This window comes from Rhodococcus sp. Leaf233, from assembly GCF_001426165.1.
Taxonomy (GTDB): Bacteria; Actinomycetota; Actinomycetes; order Mycobacteriales; family Mycobacteriaceae; genus Rhodococcoides; species Rhodococcoides fascians.
Window position 1 is genome coordinate 311623 of the sequence record NZ_LMRO01000001.1, and the last position, 24033, is coordinate 335655.

21 protein-coding genes, 1 tRNA gene and 1 pseudogene are annotated in these 24033 nt (G+C 65.4%); 14 read left to right on the forward strand and 9 right to left on the reverse strand.

Translation table 11 applies throughout. The annotated features are described in order from the left end of the window. Positions 1-20: 20 nt before the first annotated feature. Complete coding sequence (locus ASH04_RS01485; RefSeq protein ID WP_057472581.1) at positions 21-1283, reverse strand: alpha-hydroxy acid oxidase; 1263 nt, start codon at positions 1281-1283, stop codon at positions 21-23. Positions 1284-1526: 243 nt separating this feature from the next. After that, positions 1527-3896: a DEAD/DEAH box helicase gene (locus tag ASH04_RS01490; RefSeq protein ID WP_057472582.1), complete on the reverse strand. Its 2370-nt coding sequence runs from the start codon at positions 3894-3896 to the stop codon at positions 1527-1529. A gap of 436 nt (positions 3897-4332) precedes the next feature. On the opposite strand from ASH04_RS01490, the gene ASH04_RS01495 reads away from it, so the two are divergent. The 4 genes from ASH04_RS01495 to ASH04_RS01510 all read left to right on the forward strand — a co-directional run bounded on the left by ASH04_RS01495 (position 4333) and on the right by ASH04_RS01510 (position 9681). Beyond that, the gene (locus ASH04_RS01495; RefSeq protein WP_005248460.1) at positions 4333-4536 is read left to right on the forward strand and encodes a cold-shock protein; all 204 of its coding nucleotides are present in this window, start codon (positions 4333-4335) and stop codon (positions 4534-4536) included. Positions 4537-4687: 151 nt separating this feature from the next. Beyond that, positions 4688-5275 carry a hypothetical protein gene (locus ASH04_RS01500; RefSeq protein ID WP_057472583.1) on the forward strand — a complete coding sequence of 196 codons (588 nt, stop codon included), beginning with the start codon at positions 4688-4690 and terminating at the stop codon, positions 5273-5275. Between the two features lie 109 nt (positions 5276-5384). Continuing rightward, entirely contained in the window at positions 5385-8375 is a 2991-nt protein-coding gene (topA, locus tag ASH04_RS01505; RefSeq protein WP_057472584.1) for a type I DNA topoisomerase, read from the forward strand. Positions 8376-8493: 118 nt separating this feature from the next. Next, the gene (locus ASH04_RS01510) at positions 8494-9681 is read left to right on the forward strand and encodes a DNA polymerase III subunit delta' (RefSeq protein WP_057472585.1); all 1188 of its coding nucleotides are present in this window, start codon (positions 8494-8496) and stop codon (positions 9679-9681) included. Here the strand turns inward: ASH04_RS01510 and ASH04_RS01515 are convergent. Next, positions 9678-10196, reverse strand: coding sequence for a CGNR zinc finger domain-containing protein (locus ASH04_RS01515; RefSeq protein ID WP_032369317.1), 519 nt, complete (start codon positions 10194-10196; stop codon positions 9678-9680). The two genes, ASH04_RS01510 and ASH04_RS01515, sit on opposite strands and share 4 nt — an antisense overlap. 87 nt (positions 10197-10283) lie before the next feature. On the opposite strand from ASH04_RS01515, the gene ASH04_RS01520 reads away from it, so the two are divergent. The 4 genes from ASH04_RS01520 to ASH04_RS01535 all read left to right on the forward strand — a co-directional run bounded on the left by ASH04_RS01520 (position 10284) and on the right by ASH04_RS01535 (position 12323). Next, on the forward strand, positions 10284-10979 hold the full coding sequence (locus ASH04_RS01520; RefSeq protein ID WP_027494466.1) for an SDR family oxidoreductase: 696 nt from the start codon (positions 10284-10286) through the stop codon (positions 10977-10979). Positions 10980-11045: 66 nt separating this feature from the next. Then, positions 11046-11118, forward strand: a tRNA-Thr gene (locus ASH04_RS01525). A gap of 124 nt (positions 11119-11242) precedes the next feature. Then, entirely contained in the window at positions 11243-11461 is a 219-nt protein-coding gene (locus ASH04_RS01530; RefSeq protein WP_027494450.1) for a hypothetical protein, read from the forward strand. Between the two features lie 52 nt (positions 11462-11513). After that, on the forward strand, positions 11514-12323 hold the full coding sequence (locus tag ASH04_RS01535; protein ID WP_057472586.1) for a lipase family alpha/beta hydrolase: 810 nt from the start codon (positions 11514-11516) through the stop codon (positions 12321-12323). Here ASH04_RS01535 and ASH04_RS01540 read toward each other — a convergent pair. From ASH04_RS01540 to ASH04_RS01555, 4 genes are read right to left on the reverse strand one after another with little or no spacing between them, the layout of a single operon-like run. After that, on the reverse strand, positions 12313-13125 hold the full coding sequence (locus tag ASH04_RS01540) for an ABC transporter permease (protein ID WP_027494448.1): 813 nt from the start codon (positions 13123-13125) through the stop codon (positions 12313-12315). The genes ASH04_RS01535 and ASH04_RS01540 overlap by 11 nt on opposite strands. Continuing rightward, positions 13122-14084: an ABC transporter ATP-binding protein gene (locus ASH04_RS01545; protein WP_032391304.1), complete on the reverse strand. Its 963-nt coding sequence runs from the start codon at positions 14082-14084 to the stop codon at positions 13122-13124. Before ASH04_RS01545 ends, ASH04_RS01540 begins: the two co-directional genes overlap by 4 nt. Beyond that, positions 14081-15172 carry a LolA family protein gene (locus ASH04_RS01550; RefSeq protein WP_143536288.1) on the reverse strand — a complete coding sequence of 364 codons (1092 nt, stop codon included), beginning with the start codon at positions 15170-15172 and terminating at the stop codon, positions 14081-14083. The genes ASH04_RS01545 and ASH04_RS01550 overlap by 4 nt, the downstream gene beginning before the upstream one ends. A gap of 58 nt (positions 15173-15230) precedes the next feature. Beyond that, positions 15231-16328: a hypothetical protein gene (locus ASH04_RS01555; protein ID WP_057472588.1), complete on the reverse strand. Its 1098-nt coding sequence runs from the start codon at positions 16326-16328 to the stop codon at positions 15231-15233. Positions 16329-17001: 673 nt separating this feature from the next. Between ASH04_RS01555 and ASH04_RS27065 the strand changes: the two are divergent. Further along, positions 17002-17733: pseudogene (locus ASH04_RS27065) on the forward strand (PAS domain-containing protein); the annotation flags it as partial. A gap of 166 nt (positions 17734-17899) precedes the next feature. Beyond that, positions 17900-19120, forward strand: a complete 1221-nt coding sequence (locus ASH04_RS01565; protein WP_082519132.1) for a putative bifunctional diguanylate cyclase/phosphodiesterase — start codon at positions 17900-17902, stop codon at positions 19118-19120. 3 nt (positions 19121-19123) lie between these two features. Here ASH04_RS01565 and ASH04_RS01570 read toward each other — a convergent pair whose 3' ends face one another. Further along, positions 19124-20371, reverse strand: a complete 1248-nt coding sequence (locus ASH04_RS01570; protein WP_032373817.1) for an MFS transporter — start codon at positions 20369-20371, stop codon at positions 19124-19126. Positions 20372-20483: 112 nt separating this feature from the next. On the opposite strand from ASH04_RS01570, the gene ASH04_RS01575 reads away from it, so the two are divergent. Then, entirely contained in the window at positions 20484-21368 is an 885-nt protein-coding gene (locus ASH04_RS01575) for a LysR family transcriptional regulator (RefSeq protein ID WP_032388249.1), read from the forward strand. Between the two features lie 50 nt (positions 21369-21418). Then, on the forward strand, positions 21419-22510 hold the full coding sequence (locus ASH04_RS01580; RefSeq protein WP_057472591.1) for a spore photoproduct lyase family protein: 1092 nt from the start codon (positions 21419-21421) through the stop codon (positions 22508-22510). A gap of 4 nt (positions 22511-22514) precedes the next feature. Here the strand turns inward: ASH04_RS01580 and ASH04_RS01585 are convergent, their stop codons facing one another. Beyond that, positions 22515-22883, reverse strand: coding sequence for a winged helix-turn-helix transcriptional regulator (locus ASH04_RS01585; protein ID WP_032364524.1), 369 nt, complete (start codon positions 22881-22883; stop codon positions 22515-22517). Positions 22884-22962: 79 nt separating this feature from the next. On the opposite strand from ASH04_RS01585, the gene ASH04_RS01590 reads away from it, so the two are divergent. Both ASH04_RS01590 and ASH04_RS01595 read left to right on the forward strand, forming a co-directional pair. Next, on the forward strand, positions 22963-23373 hold the full coding sequence (locus ASH04_RS01590; protein WP_057472592.1) for a RidA family protein: 411 nt from the start codon (positions 22963-22965) through the stop codon (positions 23371-23373). Between the two features lie 75 nt (positions 23374-23448). Next, on the forward strand, positions 23449-24006 hold the full coding sequence (locus ASH04_RS01595; RefSeq protein WP_032388252.1) for a dihydrofolate reductase family protein: 558 nt from the start codon (positions 23449-23451) through the stop codon (positions 24004-24006). Positions 24007-24033: the final 27 nt, after the last annotated feature.

Here is a 24033-nt window from a genome sequence, read left to right on the forward strand (position 1 = left end):
CGACGGTCCGTCCGCAGCGGTCAGCGCGGCGTGAATGCGGCGGCACCGGACTGCAGAGGGGCCGACCGAGTGAGTTGCGTGACGTGTTCCGGGGTCAGTTCCGCGAGTGAATTGACCTGCAGCAGTTGCATGGTGCGGATGATCTCCTCCCTCAGAATCTCGATCATGCGGTCGACGCCCGCGCGGCCACCGGCCATCAGGCCGTACAGATACGCGCGGCCTACGAGCGTGAACGATGCACCCATTGCGATGGAGGCCACGATGTCGGAACCGTGCATGATGCCGGTGTCGACGGCTACTTCGAAGTCGGAGCCGACTTCACGGACGACCTGCGGCAGCAGGTGGAAGGGGACGGGAGCCCGATCGAGTTGTCGGCCTCCGTGATTGGACAGAACGATGCCGTCCACACCCAGTTCGGCCAGGCGCGCCGAATCCGCCACCGACTGAACACCTTTGACGACCAACTTGCCGGGCCAGATCTCACGGATGACGTCGAGATCCTCGAACGAGATGGAGGGATCCATCGCTGAATCGACCAGCTCTCCGACTGTGCCGCCGGTAGAGGTCAGCGACGCGAACTCCAACTTGGGCGTGGTGAGGAAGTCCCACCACCACCATGGACGCGGAATGGCGTTGGCGATGGTCGACGCGGTCAACTGCGGCGGAATGGAGAACCCGTTGCGTTTGTCTCGCAGGCGAGCTCCGGCGACCGGTGTGTCGACCGTGAACAGGAGGGTGTCGAAGCCTGCTTTCGCGGCGCGTTCGACCAGTCCGAACGAGATGTCGCGGTTACGCATGACATAGAGCTGGAACCAGTTTCGGCCGTTCGGGTTGGTGGCCTTCACGTCCTCGATCGACGTGGTGCCCAGCGTCGAGAGGGAGAACGGAATTCCAGCAGCGCCGGCGGCGGCAGAACCGGCGTATTCACCCTCGGTCTGCATCAGGCGCGTGAAGCCCGTCGGGGCGATGCCGAACGGAAGCGCGGAGGGCCCGCCGAACACCGTCGTCGAGGTGTCGACGTGGGAGACGTCTCGCAGGATCGAGGGGTGGAATTCGACGTCACGGAAGGCCTGCCGGGCCCGGGAGAGTGAGATCTCGGCGTCGGCCGCGCCGTCGGTGTAATCGAATGCCGCGCGCGGGGTACGGCGACGGGCGATGGTGCGGAGATCGTCGATGGTCAGTGCCGCGCTGAGGCGTCGTCGACGCAGGTTCAGATCGGGCTTCTTGAACGAGAGCACCTCGCGCAGGTCGGTGGCTTTCGGTATCTGCCGGGCAATGGGCATGCGTTGTCTCGATTCTGTGGGCTGATCCTCTCCCCACCACACCACCCGAGGTGTTAGCAACGACAAGCAGGGTGGCGCACCAGTTCGATCCAAGCCTTGAACGCGCGCGCGTTTGCGAAAAATGACTGGTAATCCCCGCGAAACCCTGGCAATTTTGCGCGCGCATGGCAAACGCGCGCGCGTTTGCGGTGAACCCCCACTCGGTCCCCAGCCACCAGGTTCCTGACTGCGAGATCGGCCGGCTCATCCCTCGCGAGTGACGGCCGCCAACACTGCGGTCAGCACTCGAACGGCACCCTCTTTGTCCAGGGGGTCGTTACCGTTTCCGCATTTCGGGGATTGCACGCATGACGGGCAACCGGTCTGACACTCGCAGGAGACGATGGCGTCCTTGGTGGCGGCGAGCCAGTCGGCGATGGCCACGTGTCCGCGGTCTGCGAAGCCTGCTCCGCCGTCGTAACCGTCGTAGACGAAGACCGTCGGCAGGCCGGTGTCGGGGTGTAATGCCGTCGACACTCCGCCGATGTCCCACCGATCGCAGGTCGCGACCAACGGCAGCAAGCCGATGGCGGCGTGCTCGGCCGCGTGCAGCGATCCGGGGAATCGCTCGAACGGAACACCGCTGTGCTCCAACAACTCCGGGGTGATGGTGTACATGACGGCGCGGGTGTCGAGGGTCTGCGCCGGCATGTCGAGTTCGATGGAATCGAGGACCTCTCCCGACGGGAGGCGTCGAAGATATCCCACCACCTGATGGGTGACATTCACCTGCACCAGCGCGACGCGGACCTCGCAGTAGTCGACGGATTCGTGCACCGCGGTGATCGCGATGTCGGTGATCTCGCGGGCCGAGGTGTTCCACTCGGGTTGTTCGGCATGCACCAGCGCGAGGCCGGCCTCGAGGTCGAGCTCGTCGACCACGAAGGACTCGCCCTGATGAATGTGCACCGCACCGGGATGTGCAGTGGCAGGGGCACGTCCGCCGTCGACTGTGCCGAGCATGCGGCCGGACTCGCCGTCGACGATGGCGACCTGCACGCCCGTGCCGCCGCGAATGTTGACCGCACCGTGCGGAGACAGCTGCTGCCCCTCGGGGGTGATGAACCACCCGTGAGGACGCTTACGCACGTAGCCCTTCAGCTCGAGCTCTTCGAGTACCGATTCCGCGCTCAACGCCTCGGCCTCGGCTAGGGTGATCGGTAGTTCGACTGCAGCGCAAAGTAATTGGGGAGCAAGAATATACGGATTGGTCGGGTCGGTGACGGTTGCCTCGACCGGCTTGTCCAGCAGGGCCGCCGGGTGATGCACCAAGTAGGTATCCAACGGATCGTCGCGCGCGACGAGTACCAGTAGTGAGCCCTCCCCGCGTCGTCCGGCACGCCCACCCTGCTGCCAGAACGAGGCGACGGTGCCCGGGAAACCGGCGACGATCACCGCGTCCAGACCGGCGATGTCGACGCCGAGTTCGAGGGCGTTGGTGGTGGCCACTCCCAGCAGGGTGCCGTCGGAGAGGTCGCGTTCGAGTTTGCGACGATCCTCGGCCAAATAGCCTGCGCGATAAGCGGCGACGCGTCGGACCAGTTGCGGATCGACGTCGGCGAGAATTCTCTGGGTCCCCAACGCAGTGACTTCGGCTCCGCGCCTGGACCGTACGAACGCGAGTGTCCGTGCACCCTCGATCAACAGATCCGCCATGATGCGCGACGCCTCGGCCCCCGCCGATTTGCGTACCGGCGCACCGTTCTCGCCGGTGATCTCCTTGAGCATCGGCGGTTCCCAGAGTGCGACGGTACGCGCTCCGTGGGGCGAGCCGTCTTCGGTGATCTCCTCGCAGGGCGCTCCGATGAGTCGACTGGCTGCGCGTCCCGGCTCCGAGGTGGTGGCACTGGCGAGAACGAACACCGGAGACGCTCCGTAGCGCGCGCAGAGGCGTCGCAACCGACGGAGTACCAGGGCGACGTTGGAGCCGAAAACACCACGGTAGTAATGGCATTCGTCGACTACCACGTAGCGCAGGTTGCGCAGGAAACGCGACCATCGTTCGTGCGCACCGAGAATGCCTACATGCAACATGTCGGGATTGGTGAAGATCCAGCGCGCATTGGTTCTGGCCCACTGCCGAATCTCGATCGGGGTATCGCCGTCGTACGAGCTGGGAAACACCTCAGCGAGATCGTCTGACAGCGAACGCAACTCGTCGGTGATCGAGATGGTGGTGCGTAGCTGATCGGCTCCGAGGGCCTTGGTCGGTGCGAGATACAGAGCCGTCGCCCGGGCGTCGGCGGCCAGCGTCGTCAGAATGGGCAGCTGATAGGCCAACGATTTGCCCGAAGCCGTACTCGTCGAGAGCACCACATGGCTGCCCTCGGCGGCGAGCGTCGCGGCCCGGGCCTGATGCGTCCACGGTTGTGCGATGCCCCGAGAGGTGATCACCTGCACCACTTCCGGGCCGACCCACGACGGCCATGGTGCAAAACTGGACGATCGAGCCGGCATCTCGGCGACGTGCGTGACGGGGCCGTCGTCGGCGGGGGTACCGGCCAACACTCGATCCAGCAGCCGCTGCCCGTAACTCCGGACATCCGCACCGTCGTGCGGATGCTTCTCGCTCACTGCCGCTCTCCATGCATTCGTTCGATCTACTGGCCGCCCGTTCAGGCTTGCTGGGTCGTTCCGCAGGCTCCACTCCTGCCTAGGTGCGACCTGGAGTCCTCATGCTATCGCGGACCCGAAACGAGCGGCTCGAGCCCTGGTGAGAGCCGCATTCCACCCGTCCGGCGTTGTGTGTTGTTACAAGACGGGCAATTTGTTCGAAAAGGGTCGGTTTTCGACTGTTGCGAACGCGGAGTTCATGGTTCACTTGACGCGGTCGCAGCTTCTGTGTTCGTTCTACGCTTCGCAGGATCTTATGTTGCGGGCGCGGTACTGGGAGAGCTCGTCCATCAGGGGGAATCCTGAGGGGGATTCGTACAAGTGCAGCGGTCGGAACCGGCCCGATGGATCGAAAGTGCGCTCCATCGAATCCGGTGTTAGAAAGAGAAGGAAAAGCATGGCACAGGGAACTGTGAAGTGGTTCAACGCCGAAAAGGGCTTTGGATTCATCGCACCAGAAGACGGCTCCGCTGACGTTTTCGTTCACTACTCCGAGATCCAGGGCAGCGGCTTCCGCACCCTCGAGGAGAACCAGCGCGTCGAGTTCGAGGTCGGCCAGGGCACCAAGGGTCCTCAGGCAACGGGCGTTCGCGCAGTCTGATTCTTTTCTCTTCGGAGACGAGAACCTTCATCCCCCTTTCTCGATCGGCCGTGAAAAGCCGTTCGAGAAAGGGGGATGTTTCGTTCGTGGCGAACCACCAGGAAGCGTCGAAAGCAGTGTCTGCCGGTGTCGATGTCCTAATGTCCATGCTGTGAACCAGCTGTCCTTCTTCTCTGCCGAGTCGCTACCGCCCGCGGTGACCGATCTCAGCGGACTGCTGGCTGCCACCGGCCATGTCGTCACGTCCTCGGGATCGGCGCGTATCTCCGTCGTCGTCGACGCGCAGTGGCGGGCCGATGCCATTGCCGAGTTGATCGAACAATGTGGTCTGTCGGCAGAGCTGGGACGGTCCGAAGAAGACCGTCCTCTCGTCCGCACCGCGTCGGTTCCGGCTCTGTCCGCGCTGGCGTCGTTGTGGACCAAGGGCGCGGTGAAGGCCGTGCCTCCCGGGTGGGTGCCCGGTTCTCGGGAGTTGCGGGCATGGGTGCTCGCGTCGGGGCGTCCCGAGGCGGAGGGGGAACGCTACGTACTCGGCCTCGATCCGCACGCGCCGGAGACTCATGCGGTCCTCGCTCAATCGTTGATGCGCGCGGGCATCGCCCCGACTCTGATCGGCACCCGCGGGTCCAATCCTGGCCTTCGAATCACCGGCCGACGTCGGCTGTTGCGCCTCACCGAGAACGTCGGCGAGGCTCCTGCGAATGTGGACGCACGTACCAATTGGCCCCACGCTGAGTAGGAAGATGAATGACTGATCTGCGAGTATTTGCTCGACGTATGTCAGTCTGTTAGGAGTGGGGCAGGCAAATCTGCTTGTGAAAACGCACTAGGGAAGGTTCGGCAGCAAGGTGGCAGCACGTAACAACGGCTCGGGGGACAGCTCCGCCGAGCCGCGTCGTCTGGTCATCGTCGAGTCTCCGACCAAGGCCAAAAAGATCGCTCCCTACCTCGGGAGCAACTATGTCGTCGAGGCCTCGGTCGGCCATATCCGCGACCTTCCTCGCGGTGCTGCCGACGTGCCCGCCAAGTACAAGGGCGAGCCCTGGGCACGTCTGGGCGTGGACGTCGACCACGACTTCGAGGCCCTCTACGTCGTCTCGCCCGAGAAGAAGGGCAAGGTCGCAGAGCTCAAAAGCCTGCTCAAGGACGCCGACGAGCTGTATCTCGCCACTGACCCCGACCGCGAGGGTGAGGCCATCGCCTGGCATCTCCTCGAGACCCTGAACCCCAAAGTCCCCGTTCGACGCATGGTCTTCCACGAGATCACCAAGCCGGCGATCCTCGCGGCCGCCGCCGATACTCGCGACCTGGACCAAGACCTCGTCGACGCGCAGGAGACCCGCCGCATCCTCGACCGCCTCTACGGCTACGAGGTCAGCCCGGTGCTGTGGAAGAAGGTCATGCCGAAGCTGTCGGCAGGCCGTGTGCAGTCCGTGGCCACCCGCATCATCGTCCAGCGTGAGCGCGAGCGGATGGCGTTCCGTAGCGCCGAGTACTGGGATATTTCTGCCACCCTCGACGCCGGGGCCGAGGCGAGCCCGCGCAGTTTCGGAGCTCGGCTGGTCAACGTCGACGGCAATCGCGTCGCCGCCGGCCGCGACTTCGGTCCCGACGGCAAGCTCAAGACCGAGTCGGTCACCGTTCTCGACGAACCGCATGCCCGACGCCTCGCCGACGCTCTCGAAGGCGTCGACCTCACCGTCGCGTCCGCCGAGGACAAGCCGTACACGCGTAAGCCGTACCCGCCGTTCATGACGTCGACGCTGCAGCAGGAGGCCGGCCGCAAGCTGCGGTTCAGTTCCGAGCGGACCATGCGTGTCGCGCAGCGTCTGTACGAGAACGGCTACATCACCTACATGCGTACCGACTCGACGTCGCTGTCCGCGTCTGCGGTCTCCGCGGCACGGGCGCAGGCGACCGAGCTGTACGGCCCGGAGTACGTGCACCCCACTCCGCGGCAGTACACCCGCAAGGTCAAGAACGCGCAGGAGGCGCACGAGGCCATCCGCCCCTCGGGTGACGTGTTCCAGACTCCCGGTCAGCTGCATTCGGCGCTGCAGACCGACGAGTTCCGGCTCTACGAGCTGATCTGGCAGCGCACGGTCGCGTCGCAGATGGCAGATCTGCGCGGCACCACGCTGACCCTGCGCATCACCGGAACCGCCGGTACCGGCGAGGAGTGCACGTTCTCCGCGTCGGGTCGCACCATCACGTTCGCGGGCTTCCTCAAGGCCTACGTCGAGAGCGTCGACGACGAGGCGGGCGGTCAGACCGACGATGCCGAGTCGCGTCTGCCCGCGTTGAAGGCCGGCCAGGCGGTGACGGCTACCAAGCTCGATCCCGACGGTCACACGACCAACCCGCCTGCTCGTTTCACCGAGGCGTCGCTGATCAAGACGCTCGAAGAGTTGGGAATCGGCCGGCCGTCGACGTATTCGTCGATCATCAAGACGATCCTCGACCGCGGTTACGTCTACAAGCGTGGCAGCGCTCTCGTGCCGTCGTGGGTGGCGTTCTCGGTGATTGCGTTGTTGGAAGCGCACTTCGGACGTCTGGTGGACTTCGACTTCACCGCAGGCATGGAAGACGACCTCGACGCGATCGCGGGAGGCCGTGAGCGGCGCGGAGATTGGCTGCAGAGCTTCTACTTCGGCGGCGAGACCGGTGCCGAAGGTTCGGTGGCGCGCTCGGGTGGCCTGAAGAAGATGGTGGGCCAGAACCTCGAAGACATCGATGCGCGCACCATCAACTCGATTCGTCTGTTCGACGATTCCGAGGGGCGCGAAATCCATGTGCGCGTCGGCCGTTACGGTCCGTACCTCGAGCGCATGGTCAAGAACGACGACGATCCGGACGGCGATCCGATCAGCCAGCGCGCCAACCTGCCCGACGACTTGCCGCCGGACGAGCTGACGATCGACTTTGCCGAAAAGCTCTTCGCCACACCACAAGAGGGCCGCAAGCTCGGTGTGGATCCGCTGACCGGTCACGACATCGTGGCGAAAGAAGGCCGTTTCGGGCCCTACGTCACCGAGATCCTGCCCGAGCCGGAACCCGAACCCACGCCCCCCGAGCCCGATATCGTCCCGGTGCCGTCCGGCAACGACGGTGATGGCGGCGGTGGCGTCAAGACTGCGGTGAAGAAGGCCGCGGCCAAGAAGGCTCCGGCCAAGAAGGCTGCTGCGAAGAAAGCCACCGGCCCCAAGCCTCGGACCGGCTCCTTGCTCAAGTCGATGGATCTGGCGACGATCACGCTCGAGGATGCGCTCAAGCTGCTGTCGTTGCCACGCGTCGTGGGTGTCGATCCCGAGTCCAAGGAAGAGATCACCGCGCAGAACGGCCGCTACGGCCCGTATCTGAAGAAGGGCACCGACTCTCGCTCGCTCGCCGACGAGGATCAGATGTTCACGGTCAGTCTCGAAGAGGCTCTGAAGATCTACGCCGAGCCCAAGCGTCGGGGCCGTCAGGGCGAGGCCAAGCCGCCGCTGCGGGAACTGGGCGTCGACCCGATCAGTGAGAAGCCGATGGTGATCAAGGACGGTCGATTCGGGCCGTACGTCACCGACGGCGAGACCAACGCAAGTCTGCGCAAGGACGACGAGGTCGAGACGATCACCGACGATCGCGCGTCGGAGTTGTTGGCGGACAGGCGTGCTCGTGGCCCGGTGAAGAAGAAGGCACCGGCGAAGAAGGCCGCCGCGAAGAAGGCACCGGCCAAGAAGGCTGCCGCGAAGAAGGCTGCAGCCAAGAAGACCGCCACGAAGACGACGGCGGCCAAGACGACGACGAAGAAGGCTGCTGCCAAGAAGGCACCGGCGAAGAAGACCGACGGCGAGTAGCTCGCGAACTCGAAGTTGTGGATGGAATCGGCAGCGATCACGTCCACAGCTTCGAGTTCGGCACTGTCCGGGAACAGTGCGCCGGGACTAGTCGGTCCCAACCGTTAGGGTTGCCAGCATGGCGGGTGTGTTCGATCGTTTGGTCGGTCAGGAAGATGTCGAGGCCGATCTGACGGCTGCAGCAGTGGCTGCTCGTACGGGCGTCGACTCGTCGGCGATGACGCATTCGTGGCTCTTCACCGGCCCTCCCGGGTCCGGGCGTTCCATCGCCGCCCTGTGCTTCGCTGCGGCGTTGCAGTGCACCACCGAGGGCACTCCGGGGTGCGGACACTGTCAGGCGTGCTCGACGACGATGGCAGGCACTCACGGCGATGTGCGACGCGTCATCCCGGAGGGTCTGAGCATCAGCACCAAGGAGATGCGAGACATCGTCTCGGTCGCGTCGCGTCGGCCGAGCACCGGTCTGTGGCAGGTGGTCGTCGTCGAGGATGCCGATCGACTCACCGAGGGTGCCGGAAACGTACTGCTCAAGGTCGTCGAGGAGCCGCCCGCTCGGACGGTGTTCCTGTTGTGCGCTCCGTCGGTCGATCCGCAGGACATCTCGGTGACGCTGCGCTCGCGCTGCCGGCACGTCTCGTTGGTGACGCCCACCGTGCCGGCCATCGCGCAGGTGCTGCAGACCCGCGACAAGCTCGACGCCGAGACGGCGGAATGGGCCGCGTCGATCAGCGGCGGCCATGTGGGCAGAGCACGCCGACTCGCGACCGACGAGGACGCGCGGGCGCGACGCAAGCGGGCACTTGCCCTGGCGTCGGCTGCTGCTCGCCCCAATCAGGCGTACCTCGCAGCCGAGGAACTGGTGAAGGCCGCCGAGGACGAGGCCAAGGAAATGAGTGCCACTCGTGACGAGGCCGAGACCGAGGAGTTGCGCACGGCCCTCGGAGCCGGAGGCACAGGTAAGGGCGCTGCCGGAGCATTGCGCGGCTCGGCGGGCGTGCTCAAGGACCTGGAGAAGCGGCAGAAGTCTCGCGCCACCAGAACCGGCCGCGACTCGCTGGATCGGGCGTTGATGGACCTGGTGGGCCTGTACCGCGACGCGCTCGCACGTTCGTACGGCTCGACCGCGACGGCCACGCACCCCGACATGGCCGAGCAGGTCGAGCGAATGGCGAATGCCGTGCCGCCCGAGGCTCTGCTGAAAAGCATCGAGGCGATCCTCGAATGCCGAGAGTCGTTGGCTGTCAACGCAAAACCCAAATTTGCGATCTATGCGATGGTCGCGACGCTCGGCGACGTGCTGCGTTAGTCCATCGCTTTTTTCCGCGCCCGCGAAGCGCGAAGATTGGCGACATTGCCGCACGTCTTCACGTCGTGCCAGACGCCGCTGTTGTTGCGGGAGCGGTCGTAGAAAGCAGATCCACATGCCTCGTTCTTGCATCGCTTGAGTCGACGCCACGTGTCCGCTTGTTGGGCGAGAAGCACTTCGGACCACATTTTCGACGCGATGTAGTCGGCCCCGGTGCCGGTCGGCATCAGTCGTACGGTGCCGTCGCCGCCCGGTAGAAGTTCCGCTCGGACGGCCGGACGCGTGGGCAGGTCGCCGGCAATTGCCGCTTCGACATCCGAGCGCAGAGCCCGCAGCGTGGCCGCATCGTCGTCCGACAGCGCGGTCTCCCACACGAGCGATGCTGCCTTCCCGTCCGCTAGGAGGTCGGGGAGGCCGTACGCGTCGATGGCTCGCGTGTTGAGCAGATTCTGAACCACCTGCAGTCCGTCGGGTGCCGGTGCGAGGTGAAAGCGCTCCGTCGGCGACTGTGACATAAGTGAACAGTATTTGACTATGTCGAACTGGTCAATTGCTACTGACAGAGTCAAAAGCATTTAACCTCTGTCGTAAGGGTGAGTTCGATGGTGTCTGTTTCGGGAGCAACGGTATTGGTGACCGGCGGTCAGCGCGGTCTGGGCAAGGCGACAGTCGACGCATTGCTCGAGCGTGGGGCAACGAAGGTGTACGCGACTGCGAGGAGCCCGCGAGAGGACTCGGATCCTCGGGTGGTTCCCGTTGCTCTCGATGTCACCGACGCGGATTCCGTTGCCGCACTTGCCGATATCGCGTCCGATGTGTCGATCGTCTTCAACAACGCCGGCGCTCCCGGAACGACACCGTTGCTGACGACGTCGATCGACGACATTCGCGCGGTGTTCGAGACCAATGTCTTCGGCGCGCTGCGAATCGCACAAGAGTTCGCTCCGATACTGAAGGCAAACGGCGGCGGGGCGTTGATCGACATTCACTCGGTGCTGTCGTGGCTCGGCGGTGCAGGTGCCTACGGGGCATCGAAGGCGGCGATTTGGTCGGCCACCAACTCGCTCCGGCTCGAGCTCGCACCGCAGGGAACCCTCGTTGTGGGGGTGCATCTCGGGTACACCGACACCGACATGATCGCCGAACTCGACGTCCCGAAGAACGACCCGCGCGACGTGGTGCGCCAGGTACTCGACGCCCTGGAGGCGGGGGAGACCGAAGTGCTCGCCGACGACCTGACCAGGCACGTCAAGACGATCCTCAGCGGGCCTGCGGAAGGACTCGGCCTCGCGGGCTGACCGCCAGGGAGGGCGATTTTCGTTTCGACCCGATGCTCCGTTAGACTCACCAACGCCGAAAGGCACGCCGCCTTAGCTCAGTCGGTAGAGCATTTCACTCGTAATGAAAAGGTCAAGAGTTCGATTCTCTTAGGCGGCTCAGACTCAGCCCCTCACCGATACAAATCTGTGAGGGGCTTTTTCGTATTCCGCTCCGGTGAGCGTCGGACTCGTCAGCCTCGCGGACCCCGCGACATCCATCACCGAACGAACAGGAACACCACATGATCGACGCCGTCATCTTCACCAACTACTCCGATACCGAAACCCCCGTCCGAATCAGCACCATCGACGGACACCAGCATGTCGGCAAGATCGGGGCCGTCGACAACAACGATGACGACGGTGGCTTCATCACCGTCGCCCTCACCGAGGTCCCCACAGGGTCTCCCTACGTCACCGTCGTCATCGCTGTCGACGCGATCACCGCCATCGAAAGCTGAACCGCAGACACCCTGACCTTCCGCACCACCGTCGACGGGCACACTGGACGAGGTGTTCGCCTCCCTCGCCCCGGCCCGTCGTCGCCTCGCGTACGTCGTACTCGCTCTCGTCCTGATCGGGCTCGTCGTGGCCGTGGCGGCCTTCGTCGCATCGCGGACCACGAACGACCCCGTCGCGAGCGTCGACCAGTCCGTTCCCGGCCCGGTGCTGTTGGTACCCGGGTTCGGCGGATCCACCGATGCTCTCGAGGTGCTTGCGGCGGAACTACGGGAGAACGGCCGCGACGCCACCGTCGTGGCCCTGCCCGATGGTGGCGTCGGCGACCTGACCGCACAGGCGCAGACACTGCGCGACGCCGTCGACGCGGCTCTGACTCGGACGGGAGCGACCTCGGTCGACGTCGTCGGGTACTCCGCCGGCGGGGTGGTGGCCCGGATCTGGGCTGCCGATCTGGGCGGTGCCGAGCAGGCTCGACGCATCGTGACCCTGGGCTCCCCGCACCACGGCACCCAGGTGGCGGGGCTGGCTGCCCAGGTCCTGCCCGACCGGTGCCCGACGGCCTGCCAGCAACTGGCCCCGGACAGCTCCGTGCTGGCCGGCTTGAACTCGGGCGACGAGACGCCGGACGGGCCGCAGTGGGTGTCGATCTGGACCGAACTGGATCAAGTGGTGACCCCGCCGAACTCGGCCCGCCTCGACGGGGCGATCGACATAACCGTGCAAAGCGTGTGCGCGGACTCGGCCGTCGACCACGGAAACCTGCCCCGTGATCCTCTCGTCGGCGCGATGGTCTCGGCCCAGTTGGACGGCAGCTCTACCGTCGAGCTCGGCGCAGCCGACTGCAGCCGTCTCAGCTCGTGATGTCCTTGGTGGTGAAGTTCGCCCACGCGGCACCCAGGAGCACGACGACGTAGACGCCCTGCAATCCGACGCCGCGCACCAAGTCCCGCGTCGGCACCGGGTCGCGGAAGAGATCGACGAAGGCCAGCCAGTACCGCGTCGGAAGGTACGGCGCGATGGCGTCGGCGGCGTCCAGCGTCAGCAGTAGCGAGCTGGCGATGAGGAAGGCCAACGCGCCCAGCGTCGCCGCGAGTGGCGAGTCGGTCAGGGTCGACAGGAACAGCCCCATGGCAGCAACTCCGAGCATCGACAGGGTCACGTAGAGCACGGCGATGACAGTGCGCACGGCGACCTGTTCGTCTGTCAGTACCGTGCCGGACACGCTGGACACGCCGGCCAACGACGTGGTGTCGAACAGCGTCGTGCCGACGAAGTATGCGACGGCAGCAACGATGACCACGGCCAGCAGCACGAAGGCGGCCACCGAGATCAGCTTCGCGACCAACAGCTTCGTTCGTCCGACGGGGCGGGCGAGCAGGTAACGCAGGGTGCCGGCCTGAGCCTCGCCGGCGACGGAATCGCCGGCGATGACCGACACCGCGACCGGAAGAAACAGCGGGAGCACGATGGCGAGAGCGGCGAGTGGGAAGAGCTGGCCGTTCGTGGTCACCGCGGACAGGAAGGCAGGGCCGTCGCCGGGACGCGGACCGACGTCGGTGAGTGCCAGCAGGCCCGCGACGATGGTGGGCAGCAGGTTCAGCAGGAGAATGACGACCCAGGTGCGGGGTCGGCGAAGCATCGCGCGCAGTTCGACGCCGATCATGCGGTCACCTCCGATCGGACGGAACCTTCGCGAGGGCCAGCGGGACCGTCGACTCGGTCCGAGCTGGCACCGGTGACCGCCAGCACCGACTGCTCGAGGCTCATCTGCTGCGGGCTCAACTCGCTCACCCGGACTCCGCCTTCGACGAGCAGTCGATTGAGCAGGGCCGGATCAGGGTGTTCGATCACGAGTTGCTGCCCGTCACGCTCGAGCACGGTGGCGTCCTCCACGTCGGACAGGACCGTCACCGCGTCGGCGGGGTCGGGGGTACGCACGAGCACTCGGCCGGTGGGTTGTTGGAATGCAGAGAGCTGATCCTGCAGAACGAGGCGACCTCGATCGAGCACTCCCACTCGGTCGCACAATTGCTCCACTTCGGCCAGCAGGTGGCTCGAGAGGAAGACGGTGGTGCCTCGGGAATGCAAGTCCAGCAACAACTCTCGAATCTCGAGGATTCCCTGTGGATCGAGGCCATTGGTCGGCTCGTCGAGTATCAGCAGCTCGGGGGTACGCATGAGGGCCGCGGCCAAGCCGAGGCGCTGCCGCATGCCGAGCGAGTACTGCTTGACCGGCCTGCGTCCGACCCCGGCGAGGCCCACCTGCTCGAGGGCCTCGCCGACGCGGGCGGTGCGGGTGCGCCGAGAACCACCGGGGCCGGCCGCGTCGAGCAGCGTGAGGTTTCGTCGCCCGGAAAGATTGGGGTAGGCGGCGGGGTTCTCGATCAGTGCACCCACCCGCGGCAGCACGCTCCTGCGTCGTCGGGGCATCTCCTCGCCGAGCACCTGCATCTGCCCGGAGGTGGCCAGGACCAGCCCGAGCAGCATCCGAACGGTCGTCGTCTTGCCGGAGCCGTTCGCGCCCACGAAGCCGTAGATGTCGCCGGCGCGCACGTTGAGGTCGACGCCGTCGACGGCCCGCACCGATCCGTAACGCTTGGTGAGGCCGGTCGTGCGGATCATGTGGCTGCTCCTTCGAGCTGCTGGGCGGCGGTGGCCAAGGTTTCTGCGGTGACGGTGCCGGAGAGCAGATATCGGCGGCGGTCTCCGGCGGGCTCGGTGATCAGGACGTTCAGCGGTCCGATCGACAGTGCGACGCTGTCGCCGGTCACGACTGCGCCGGGAGCGGCCCGCAACTGGTCGACGAGCCCGCGCGCGGCGCGACGCGGCAGCGGAGCGGCGATCAGCTCGGTCACTCCGCGGCCGTATATCCCGACGGATCCCGGTTCGTCGCGGGCCCGCAGATCCAGTCCGGACAGAGTCGACGGAAGACGGGGAGAGTCGGTCCCGTCGGCGAACGAGGCGATGTCGAGGCCGTCCTGCTGCTGCACATCGGTTCCCGGGGGCGGGACGAAACGGACGGTGTCGGCGTCGGGCATCTCGGGTGAGAAGTCCAGGAACGCGGTGCTGACAACAGGGCGAGCGGCCCCGCCGGCGAGCACGTCGACCTGCAGTGGCAGCCCGCTGTCGGGGTCGGCCCACACGTCGACCTCGGTGATGGTGCTCTGAGACTCGGCGGGGACGAGCCGCAGGCCAGGGGCGTCCCGGCCGGCGATTCGGCGGGTCGGCAGCCGGGTGACCTCGTCGGTGGTCGCCTCACTGAGCAACCGCTGCCCGAGCTCCGGCGGCAGCAGATCGGCCTCGCGCGGCAGACGCAGGCTCGGTTCGGGGACCGGGTTTGCCACGGCCGTGTTCTGTTCGTAGTCCCATCTCCACAGCAGAGCCGGGGACCGGTAGAGACCGCGTTCACCGGCGAGGCGGACGGTGTCGACGCGAAAGCTGTCCGGGGCGCGGTACCAGGCGCGCAGGGTCGTGGTGTCGCCCAGCAGATCCGGTAGGCCGCCGAGTCCGTCGGTGACCGGCAGGGTGACGCCGCCAACGGCCTGGGCGTAGCCCGAATACGGTGTTGCGGTGGAGGACTGGACCCGAGACAGCAGTTCCGCCGCACCGATGTCCGACGCGGCGACGGGCAGGCGCTCGATCACCGAGGGCGCGGCGACGAGCACGGCGATGCCGAGCACCACCGCCAGCCACCGCCACTGTCCACGCACCTCATCGACCGTACGGACGTAGCCGATGTGCCGCATGTGCGTGGTACAAAACTCGCGGCTAGCGGACGAGCACGAACTCCGCGAGACCGTAACTCACACCGTTGATCTGGAGCTCGATCGAGTGCGGGCCGGGGTAGTACTTGCGTGTGGTCAACGTTCTGAACGAGTGTCGGCGCACTACCTCGATGCTCTCTCCGGGCGCGACTGTCTTGGTCGTCAGCTTGAACGTTTTCCCTGTCACTCCGCCGTTCGCTTTGGTGTGGTGGACGACGTAGTCGATCGCGATCTTTGCGGGCTCGACGCCGACGTTGCGAATTTTCGCGGTGAATCCCAGGCTCTCGCCGATCTGCAACTCGGTCACGTCCACGGCAGGGCCCGTCACCTCGAGGTCGGCCGGGGAGAAACCCAATAACGCGAGCGCGTCGGTGTTCCCCTTCTTGATCACCGTCCGAAGCGCATGGCGCGCAAGCTGGTCGGTGTTGGCGTCCGGCTCGCCCAGCCACCGTGCCGCGGTCCCGACGACGACATCCGGGATGTCTCGGCTGAAGTCGTTGAGGTGGTTGGCAACCGACCGCCGAACGTAGTCGCTGTCGTCTCGGTACAGCCTGTCCAGAATCGGCACGGTCACGCCGGGGCGCGCAAGTATTTCGGGCACTCTCACCGACCACGGCAAGTACGGTCGGGTGCCTTCCGACGCGAGGCGGCGAACGTGTTCGTCCGGTGATTGCGTCCACTCGGCCGCGATGGCGAGAGCCCGATCCAGATCGGTTCGCAGGAAGGTCCGGATGGCGAATTCGGAGGTCAGTCGGCCGGTGAGCTCGGCGAGCAAGGACATCCCGTCGTCGAACGCGGTCGCAGTGCGCTCGTCGACGGCCTTCGATGCGACGGCGCTGGTCACGGGCCAGACCGACCAGCCTCGAAAGTCGGGATCCGCAGCGGCCAGTCGGATGGTTCGAGCGAACTGGGCGTAGTCGCCCGGCAGCCCTGTCAGTAGCGCGTCACGCAGCAGGTCGGCGCGGGCTCGGAGTGCGAGTGGAGCCAACCCGTCCGACGACTCTCGAAGCAACGACAAATCCGCTTTCGGAGCAGCCGTACGAATGGTCCGAAACAGCGTGTGGGCTGCGTCCGGACCGAGTAGTTCATCGGCGAAGGGCATGAGAGCTTCTTACCCGACGCATCGCGTTCGTTCGGCGGCGGACCGAAGGTGCGGATTATCCGGCGAAACGCCCGATTCGCGGCTGCCCGAACGGCAGCAGTGTAAAAAGAACTGCGATAACCTTCGCGAAACACAATGTGCTGAAACGCTGGTCAATGCGGGTCTTCGGTGGTGAAGTACCGAATTCCGGTCCCGGTCCGATCATTCTGTGCAACGCGCTACGAACCTGGGGGGGTCGCATCGTGCTCGTCGTCGACTCGAACCGACTCGTGAGCCCGGTGTACCGAGCCGATGAGCGATCGCGGTGAGTGGGTGGCTCTGGGTGGTGATCCTCAACGGGATCACCGCTGCTGCGTACTCGGGGATCGTGCTGTTCATCGTCCGAGGGCTGTTGCGAACCGGGCAGTTTCGTAACAACCGGCTCGCGGTCGCCACCGCCGCGATCTTCACGACGTGTGCCGCCCACCACTTGATCCATGCGTGGCATCTGACGGCCGGGCTCGGCACTCACGCATCGCATCTCGGTACCGATTCCGGCATGGGAACCCTGGACGCGATGCGGGAGTCGATGGGCGGGACCGTCGATGTGATGGTGACGGCCTCGACGGCACTCGCCGGCGTCGTCTACCTGGGGATGCGCCGCTTCTACGGACCGTTGCTCCGCTCACCTGCGATGTTCGACGACGCAAGCGAGGCCCGGTATCGGCAGCTGGCGGCGAACCTCCCGCACACGTCGGTGCTGGTCGTCGATCGCGACCTGCGATTCATACTCGTCGAAGGTGCCGGACTGCTGGCGGAAGGATACGACCCGCGGCGGATGGAGGGGCAGCTGCTGCAAGACACTGTCCCGCCGGAGGTCTATGCCCGGCTGAAGCCGTTCTACACAGCGGCCATCGATGGGGAGGAGTCGTCCTTCGACTCCGTAGGTTCCCGGACGGGTGCGATCTTCGCCGTGAAGACCAGACCTCTGCGCGATGACACAGGTCGAATCGTCGGCGCGATGGTGCTGTCCGAGGACGTCACTGCCGAGCGTGAGGCGCGCGCCGAGCTCGAGCAGGCGCGCGCGTTCCGTGATGCGGTGCTGACGGCATCGCCGGACGTCACCATCTTCACCGATGTCGAGACCGGGACCGTGAAGTGGGCCTCGCGCAACGTCAGGTCGTTGTTGACCGGGCCGAACCAGGACGGCTCACCCGGCGACACCGCCGCCCCCGAGGACGGGTTGGAGTCGGTGGTGCCCGAGGACATCGACGTCGTCCGGGCAGCGGACCGGGACGCTGCCTCCCTGCCGGATGGGGAGAGCGTCAGCATCCGGTACCGGGTGCGTGCGGCGGACGGCTCGCTGAGGTGGCTTTCGCGGCGCACCACCCCGTTCCGACATGGACCGGCGGGTTCAGCGGCGGAGGTGCTCTCGGTGGTGCGGGAGGTGACCGACGTTGTCGAAGCCGAGCGCGCTCTCGAGCGTGCAGCTCTACAAGATCCGTTGACCGGCCTGCCCAACCGCATGAAGCTGCTGGAGCGAATCGGATCGGCGATCGAGCGGGGGGGCGCGCACCGGCGCTGCCGCGGCGGTGCTGTTCTGCGATCTGGACGGGTTCAAACGAATCAACGACACCGGTGGCCATGCGGCCGGAGACGCCGTGCTGGTCGAGGTCGCTCGCCGATTGCGTTCGGTGCTGCGAGCCGAGGACTCGATCGCCCGCGTCGGCGGCGACGAGTTCGTTCTCGTCGTCGATGCGTTGCCTGCGGAGAACGGATCAGGCAAGCCTGCGGGCGGCGCGCTAGCCGCACAGGTCGCCGAACGAATCCGGACGGTACTCGCAGCGCCCATCGCGTACGGAGGCCGTGAGTACGTGGTGTCGGCAAGCGTCGGGATGGTGTTGGTCCGCCGGGGCGTCAGTGCCCAGGAAGCGCTGCGCGATGCGGACTCCGCGATGTACCGGGCGAAGCAACTGGGCAAGGACCGAATCGAACTGTTCGACGACGCGCTGCGGGTGCACGCGATCGAGCGTGCGTACATCGAACAGACCCTGAGGGACGCGCTCGATCCTGATCGGGGCGGTTCCGCGACATTCGGCGTGGCCTACCAACCGGTCTACGATCTCGGCAGTCGGCGACTCGTCAGTTTCGAGGCGCTCGCTCGCCTGCGGGACAGCACGGGCACAGCGATTTCACCCGACAGATTCATCCCGGTGGCCGAGGACACGGGACTCATTTCCGATCTGGGTGAGCGCGTGCTCGACGACGCTCTCGGCACCCTCGCGCGGTGGCGATCCGAGAACCCGCCTACCTCCGCGTCCGACGCGCCCGTCACGATGGCCGTGAATCTCAGTGCCCGACAGGCGCAACACGTCGACATCCGTGCGGCAGTGGACGCAGCCCTCGGTCGGCATCGCATGGCTCCGGGGGACCTCGTTCTCGAACTCACCGAGTCCGTGTTGCTCGATTCCGGCTCGTCGGTCCTGCGTCAGCTCGGCGAATTACGCACGCTGGGTGTAGGAATCGCCATCGACGACTTCGGAACGGGCTTCGCGAGCCTGCGATACCTCGCTACGCTGCCGGTGAGCGCAGTGAAGATAGACCGGTCGTTCACGTCCAGCATGACCAGTGACGCGACGAGCAGCAGCATCGTCGGAGCAATCATCAATCTGGCCCGCGATCTGAAACTCGGCTGTGTGGTCGAGGGCATCGAAACTCTCGATCAACTCGAAGCGCTGCCCAATTCTGTTCAGGGACAGGGCTATCCGCTGGGCAGGCCTGCCGAGATCGCGTCGGATACCTGGAATCCCTGAGCCTCACCGCGGTGTTGCCGAGGCCCGTCGAGCCAGGGTTGCCACTCCCAGTAGAAGTACCAGCACTAAGGCCGCAAGTCCGGTCATGGCTGCGGTTGCGGACATCGAGAGGGTGGCGATTCCGATTCCCACGGCCGGAATGCCCAGGCCGAGGTATGCGATCAGGAACAGTCCGGCCAAGGCCTCGCTTCGTTCGGCCGGTGCCGCCATCGCGGCAACGGCTCCCACTGCGGCCTTGAACAGAACGCCCGCCCCGATTCCGGCCACGACACCGCCTACCAGGAATGTCGGCAGGCTCAGGGTGTGCATTCCGACCACCAGCGCGATCAGACCGAGGGCCTCGGCCGAGATGCCGAGTGAGAGTTTCGCTGTACTCGACATGCGGCTGGTCATCGTCTGCGCGAGCGCTGCCGTGCCGAACACCGCGAACACGGTGGCACCGCTGAGGGCGCGGGACGGATGGTCGAGTGTGCCCGCGACGAATCCCGGTGCCACCGAGGTGAACACACCGAACACTGCGAACGACGCGAAACCGGCTGCGGCAGCGGCGAAGTACCCGGCGCGATCACCGTGATCGGCACTGATTCGCTGCGGGCGATAGGCGGGCCGCTCCGGCATTTCGGCCACGGTCTCGGGTACCAGCGCGACACCGACGACAGCGACGACGATCAGTACCGCGAACACCAGATACGGGGTGTGCAGGGGAGCCGCGACGAACTGCGCCAGGAACCCGGCTACCAACGGCCCGACGCCGAGTCCGCCGATGTTCGCTGCGGTGGAGACCTTCTCGAATCGCTGGCCGGACGCGGTCGGCCGGTGCGTGGAATGCAGCTCGTGCAGGTAGGCCGTGGCGGTCGCGGTGAGTGCTCCGACGCCGAGTCCGGTGATGAGCCGTGCGACGAGCAGTAGAGGAAGTGCAGTGCCGCTGAGGAACATGACCGCAGCCACCAATTCGAGCAGCAACGCGGCGATCAAGACCTTCTTCCGGCCCACCCAGTCCGAGACATGTCCGGCCAGAACAAGACTGACGATCACGCCGACGGCGTAGGCCGCGAACACGATCGTGACCATGAACGTCGAGAAGCCGTCACGCACCTGATAGAGCGGGTACAGCGGGCTGGGCACGGTGGAGAACGCCATCGCGGTGAGGAATGCCGCCGCAACCACCCAGAAGCCGACGCCGTGTCGACGAGTCGAGGTCGGTGAGTGAGTCTGTGCCGGCGGAGCGGCGGGCAGGGTGTCGTAGGACATGTCGTTCTCCGATGTCGGTGTTGTTCGTTCGGATACGACTGTCCTCGGACTCGACCATCACGTCCAACGAAGAAAAACGCTGACAACTATCTCGATATGCGATCATCGACGGATGGAGCTGCGCCACCTCGAATACTTCGTCGCGGTCAGTGAAGAACAGAACTTCACCCGTGCCGCTGCCCGTCTGCATATCGTTCAATCTGCGGTTTCGGCGGCGATCAAGTCCCTCGAACGAGAACTGGGTGCATCGCTGCTCGATCGCAACTCCAAGCGTGTCCTGCTGACCGAGGCCGGTCGGGCTCTGCTTCCCCGTGCTCGGGTCGTCCTCGATGCCGCTCGCGATGCCCGTGATGCGGTCGACGACGTTCGAGGCGGCCTGCGCGGCACCGTCAGAATCGGCACGTTGACCTCCATCAAGCTGATCGACCTTCCCGGTCTGCTGGGCGAGTACCACCGCCGGTTTCCGCACGTCCAGCTCATCACCGGCGCAGCGCCGTCGGGCACCCAGGGGCTACTCGAATCGGTGGCGGACGGTCGACTGGACCTCGCGTTCGTCTCCGACTCCGGCCGACGGCCCGCCGGGATCGACGTGCGAGAACTCGCGTCGTCGGTATTGGATCTGGTGCTCCCGTCGGACCACCCCCTGGCCGAACGAGAATCCCTGACGCTGGATGACATTGCACCGTACGACTTCATCGACTCGCCCATCGGCTTCGGAAACCGCGCGGTGGCCGACCGCGCGTTCGCCGACGCGGGATTGCAGCGACGCGTGAGCATCGAAATCACCGATATCTCCACCGGCGTTGCCTACGTCCGCAACGGCCTCGGGATATCGCTGCTACCCCGGTTCGTCCTGACCGAGCGGAGCGGTGTGGTCGTCACCACGGTGTCGGAAGTGGATCTGACGTGGCCGCTCGCCGTTGCGACCTCGTCGACTCGCGCTCCGAGCGCGGCGGTACGTGCCCTGCTGGGCGTGCTCGACGAATTTCTCGCCTGAGCTGCGGTAACCGGGAAGTTTTGCGCGCTGCGACGCGTTGAACACGAGTAATGGATGATCTTCTGGTTGCCCCCACTCGACTCTGGACACCCTCGCGTGTCCTGGTCACCAAGTCTGCGTCCGAGCTACCGCACACCGCGGAAATTCTTCGTCGGTGCGAAGCAGCAGGCGTCGCCGACATCGACATTCTGTCCGGTGACCGCCTCACCGGACTGCGTGGTGAGTCCGAGCGCGAGACCTACGCACGAGCCAAGTCGACGATGGCCGTGGTGGTCGCCCCGCCGAGTGTGCTGAAACCGCAACCGATTCCGCCGAGCGCGGACTGGCGGATCGACCTGGCCAAGGGGTGCCCGGCGCATTGCCAGTATTGCTATCTCGCCGGCTCGTTGTCCGGTCCGCCGATCACCAGGGTCTTCGCCAACCTCGACGACGTGTTGGCCGGTATCGGCACTCACGCAGGCCGCGGTTCCATCACCTCCGGTACCGATGAACGCGGGCACGAAGGCACCACATTCGAGTTATCCTGCTACACCGATCCTTTGGGGATCGAACACGTGACGGGCTCTCTTGCCGAGGCCGTTCGCAGAGTGGGCGCGGGCGTGTACGGCGACGACGTGTCGCTGCGTTTCACCACCAAGTTCGACGACGTCCGCGAGTTGGTGACGCTCGACCACGGCCGCCGAACGCGAGTTCGGCTGTCGGTCAACGCCGATGACATCGCTCACCGCTTCGAGGGCGGCACGGCACGTATGCCGGCTCGGATAGAAGCTCTGCGGCAGTTGGCACTGGCCGGTTACCGAGTGGGGTTGACGATCGCGCCGATCATGCCGATCCCGCAGTGGCGCGAGCAGTACGGTCGATTGCTCGCGAATGTCGCCGACGCGTTGCGCGATGTGCCCGATCTCGATCTGACCGCCGAAATCATCACTCACCGCTTCACGCCGTCGAGCAAGGATGTGTTGTTGAGCTGGTATCCGGGAACGAAACTGGAGATGGACCAGGGCGCGCGCACAGCGAAGAGAAACAAGTTCGGTGGCGTGAAATACGTCTATCCGAAGGACACGATGGCCGAGATGCGCAGCTGGTTCGTCGACGAACTTCGCGACGTTCTGCCCGACGCGCAGCTGCTGTACTGGACGTGAACCGTCACAGGGCATCGAATCGGTCTCGCGCTCGGTCGATGTCGTCCATGTGCGTGGTTGCCCACGCCAGCAGGACGTCGACGGGAGTTCGGAGCGTTTTGCCCAGGGGAGTGATTCGATATTCCACCGCCACCGGGCGGGTGCTCAGCACCGTGCGTTCGATGATTCCGTTGCGTTCGAGCTTGCGCAGCGTTGCGGTGAGGGACTTCTGAGTCACCTCGGGAATCCCGCGGCGGAGATCGTTGAATCGGCAGGGGCGCTCGCACAATTCGTTGAGTACTTGCAGTGACCATTTGTCCAGCACCTGATCCAACAATTCGCGGTGCGGGGCAGTGATCGTGAGTTCTGCGGTGCCGTCGGCGGTATCGGTCATGAAACCAGGTTCCCTTGAAGTGTCCTTTGTGTACCAGGTATCAACGTTATACCTGAATTTCTACGACGAAGGACCAACCATGAGCGTCACTCGATTCACCCCGCCCGGAATGATGCAACCCACCCCGTATCACCACGTGGCGGTGGGTCAGGGTTCTCGACACATCCACGTCAGCGGTCAGATCGCCCGGAACGAGGACGGGTCGGCCATCGATACCGACGACCTCGCCGGTCAGGTTGCGCAGGCGCTGCGCAATACCGCGATCGGATTGACCGGTGCAGGAGCAACATTCGAGGACGTACTGCGGCTGACGTTCTACGTCACGCACTGGGCTCCCGAGCTGATCGGTGAGTTCATGGACGGCGTCACGCGTGTCGCCGACCAGATCGGACTGCCGACTCCTATGCCGCCGGCGTCGCTGATCGGAGTGGATTACCTCTTCGAACCGGACGTGCGGGTCGAGGTGGAAGCAACCGCGATTCTGGACTGAATCCGCGGATAGGCCGGTGACTTCTCGGCGGTGCAGAGGTCGATACCGGCAAACCCACCCGACCTCTGGAGTGACATGGCGATTCTGACCTACAACCTGCATGTTTCCCTCGACGGCTACATCGAGGATCCCGACGGCAGCCTCGACTACTCGATGCCCGACGAGGAATCGCATCGGTTCTCGAATCGACAGACCGTGGAGACGAGCGTCTTTCTGTTCGGACGGCGGCTGTACGAGGCCATGGAGGACTACTGGACCGACCCGGAACGGGCGGCCGGCGACCCCGTCGAAGCCGAATTCGCCGAGCTGTACCAGGCAACTCCCCGGGTGGTCTTCTCGGACACCCTCACTTCCGTGCCCGACGGTTGCCGGCTGGTCCGTAGTGCCGACGCCGTAGCGGAGGTGGAGCGAATGAAACGGGAGACCGAGGGCACGTTGGCCGTCGCCGGCGCGTCGTTGGCCGCATCGTTGTTCGACTCGATCGACCAGTTCGAGCTCATTGTCGTCCCGACCATCCTGGGTGGTGGCAAGCCGTACTTCCCCGCGGGGCACCGACTGAACCTGGTGCTGGAAGAGCAAAGGCACTTCCCCACGTCGGGCTGGATGTATCTGCGGTACAGGGTGGTTCGGTAAGCAGACCTGTCGTCCGGCCCGATCGCG

Excerpts from the sequence above, each read along its gene's own strand:
- ASH04_RS01545 (WP_032391304.1), bottom strand. The coding sequence starts at position 14,084 with ATGATCCGCACGACCGGCCTCACCAAGCGTTACGGATCGGTGCGGGCC.
- ASH04_RS01510 (WP_057472585.1), top strand. The coding sequence starts at position 8,494 with ATGGCGGGTGTGTTCGATCGTTTGGTCGGTCAGGAAGATGTCGAGGCC.
- ASH04_RS01575 (WP_032388249.1), top strand. The coding sequence starts at position 20,484 with ATGGAGCTGCGCCACCTCGAATACTTCGTCGCGGTCAGTGAAGAACAG.
- ASH04_RS01530 (WP_027494450.1), top strand. The coding sequence starts at position 11,243 with ATGATCGACGCCGTCATCTTCACCAACTACTCCGATACCGAAACCCCC.
- ASH04_RS01570 (WP_032373817.1), bottom strand. The coding sequence starts at position 20,371 with ATGTCCTACGACACCCTGCCCGCCGCTCCGCCGGCACAGACTCACTCA.
- ASH04_RS01495 (WP_005248460.1), top strand. The coding sequence starts at position 4,333 with ATGGCACAGGGAACTGTGAAGTGGTTCAACGCCGAAAAGGGCTTTGGA.
- ASH04_RS01590 (WP_057472592.1), top strand. The coding sequence starts at position 22,963 with ATGAGCGTCACTCGATTCACCCCGCCCGGAATGATGCAACCCACCCCG.
- ASH04_RS01485 (WP_057472581.1), bottom strand. The coding sequence starts at position 1,283 with ATGCCCATTGCCCGGCAGATACCGAAAGCCACCGACCTGCGCGAGGTG.
- ASH04_RS01580 (WP_057472591.1), top strand. The coding sequence starts at position 21,419 with ATGGATGATCTTCTGGTTGCCCCCACTCGACTCTGGACACCCTCGCGT.
- ASH04_RS01515 (WP_032369317.1), bottom strand. The coding sequence starts at position 10,196 with ATGTCACAGTCGCCGACGGAGCGCTTTCACCTCGCACCGGCACCCGAC.
- ASH04_RS01555 (WP_057472588.1), bottom strand. The coding sequence starts at position 16,328 with ATGCCCTTCGCCGATGAACTACTCGGTCCGGACGCAGCCCACACGCTG.
- ASH04_RS01520 (WP_027494466.1), top strand. The coding sequence starts at position 10,284 with ATGGTGTCTGTTTCGGGAGCAACGGTATTGGTGACCGGCGGTCAGCGC.
- ASH04_RS01585 (WP_032364524.1), bottom strand. The coding sequence starts at position 22,883 with ATGACCGATACCGCCGACGGCACCGCAGAACTCACGATCACTGCCCCG.
- ASH04_RS01540 (WP_027494448.1), bottom strand. The coding sequence starts at position 13,125 with ATGATCGGCGTCGAACTGCGCGCGATGCTTCGCCGACCCCGCACCTGG.
- ASH04_RS01595 (WP_032388252.1), top strand. The coding sequence starts at position 23,449 with ATGGCGATTCTGACCTACAACCTGCATGTTTCCCTCGACGGCTACATC.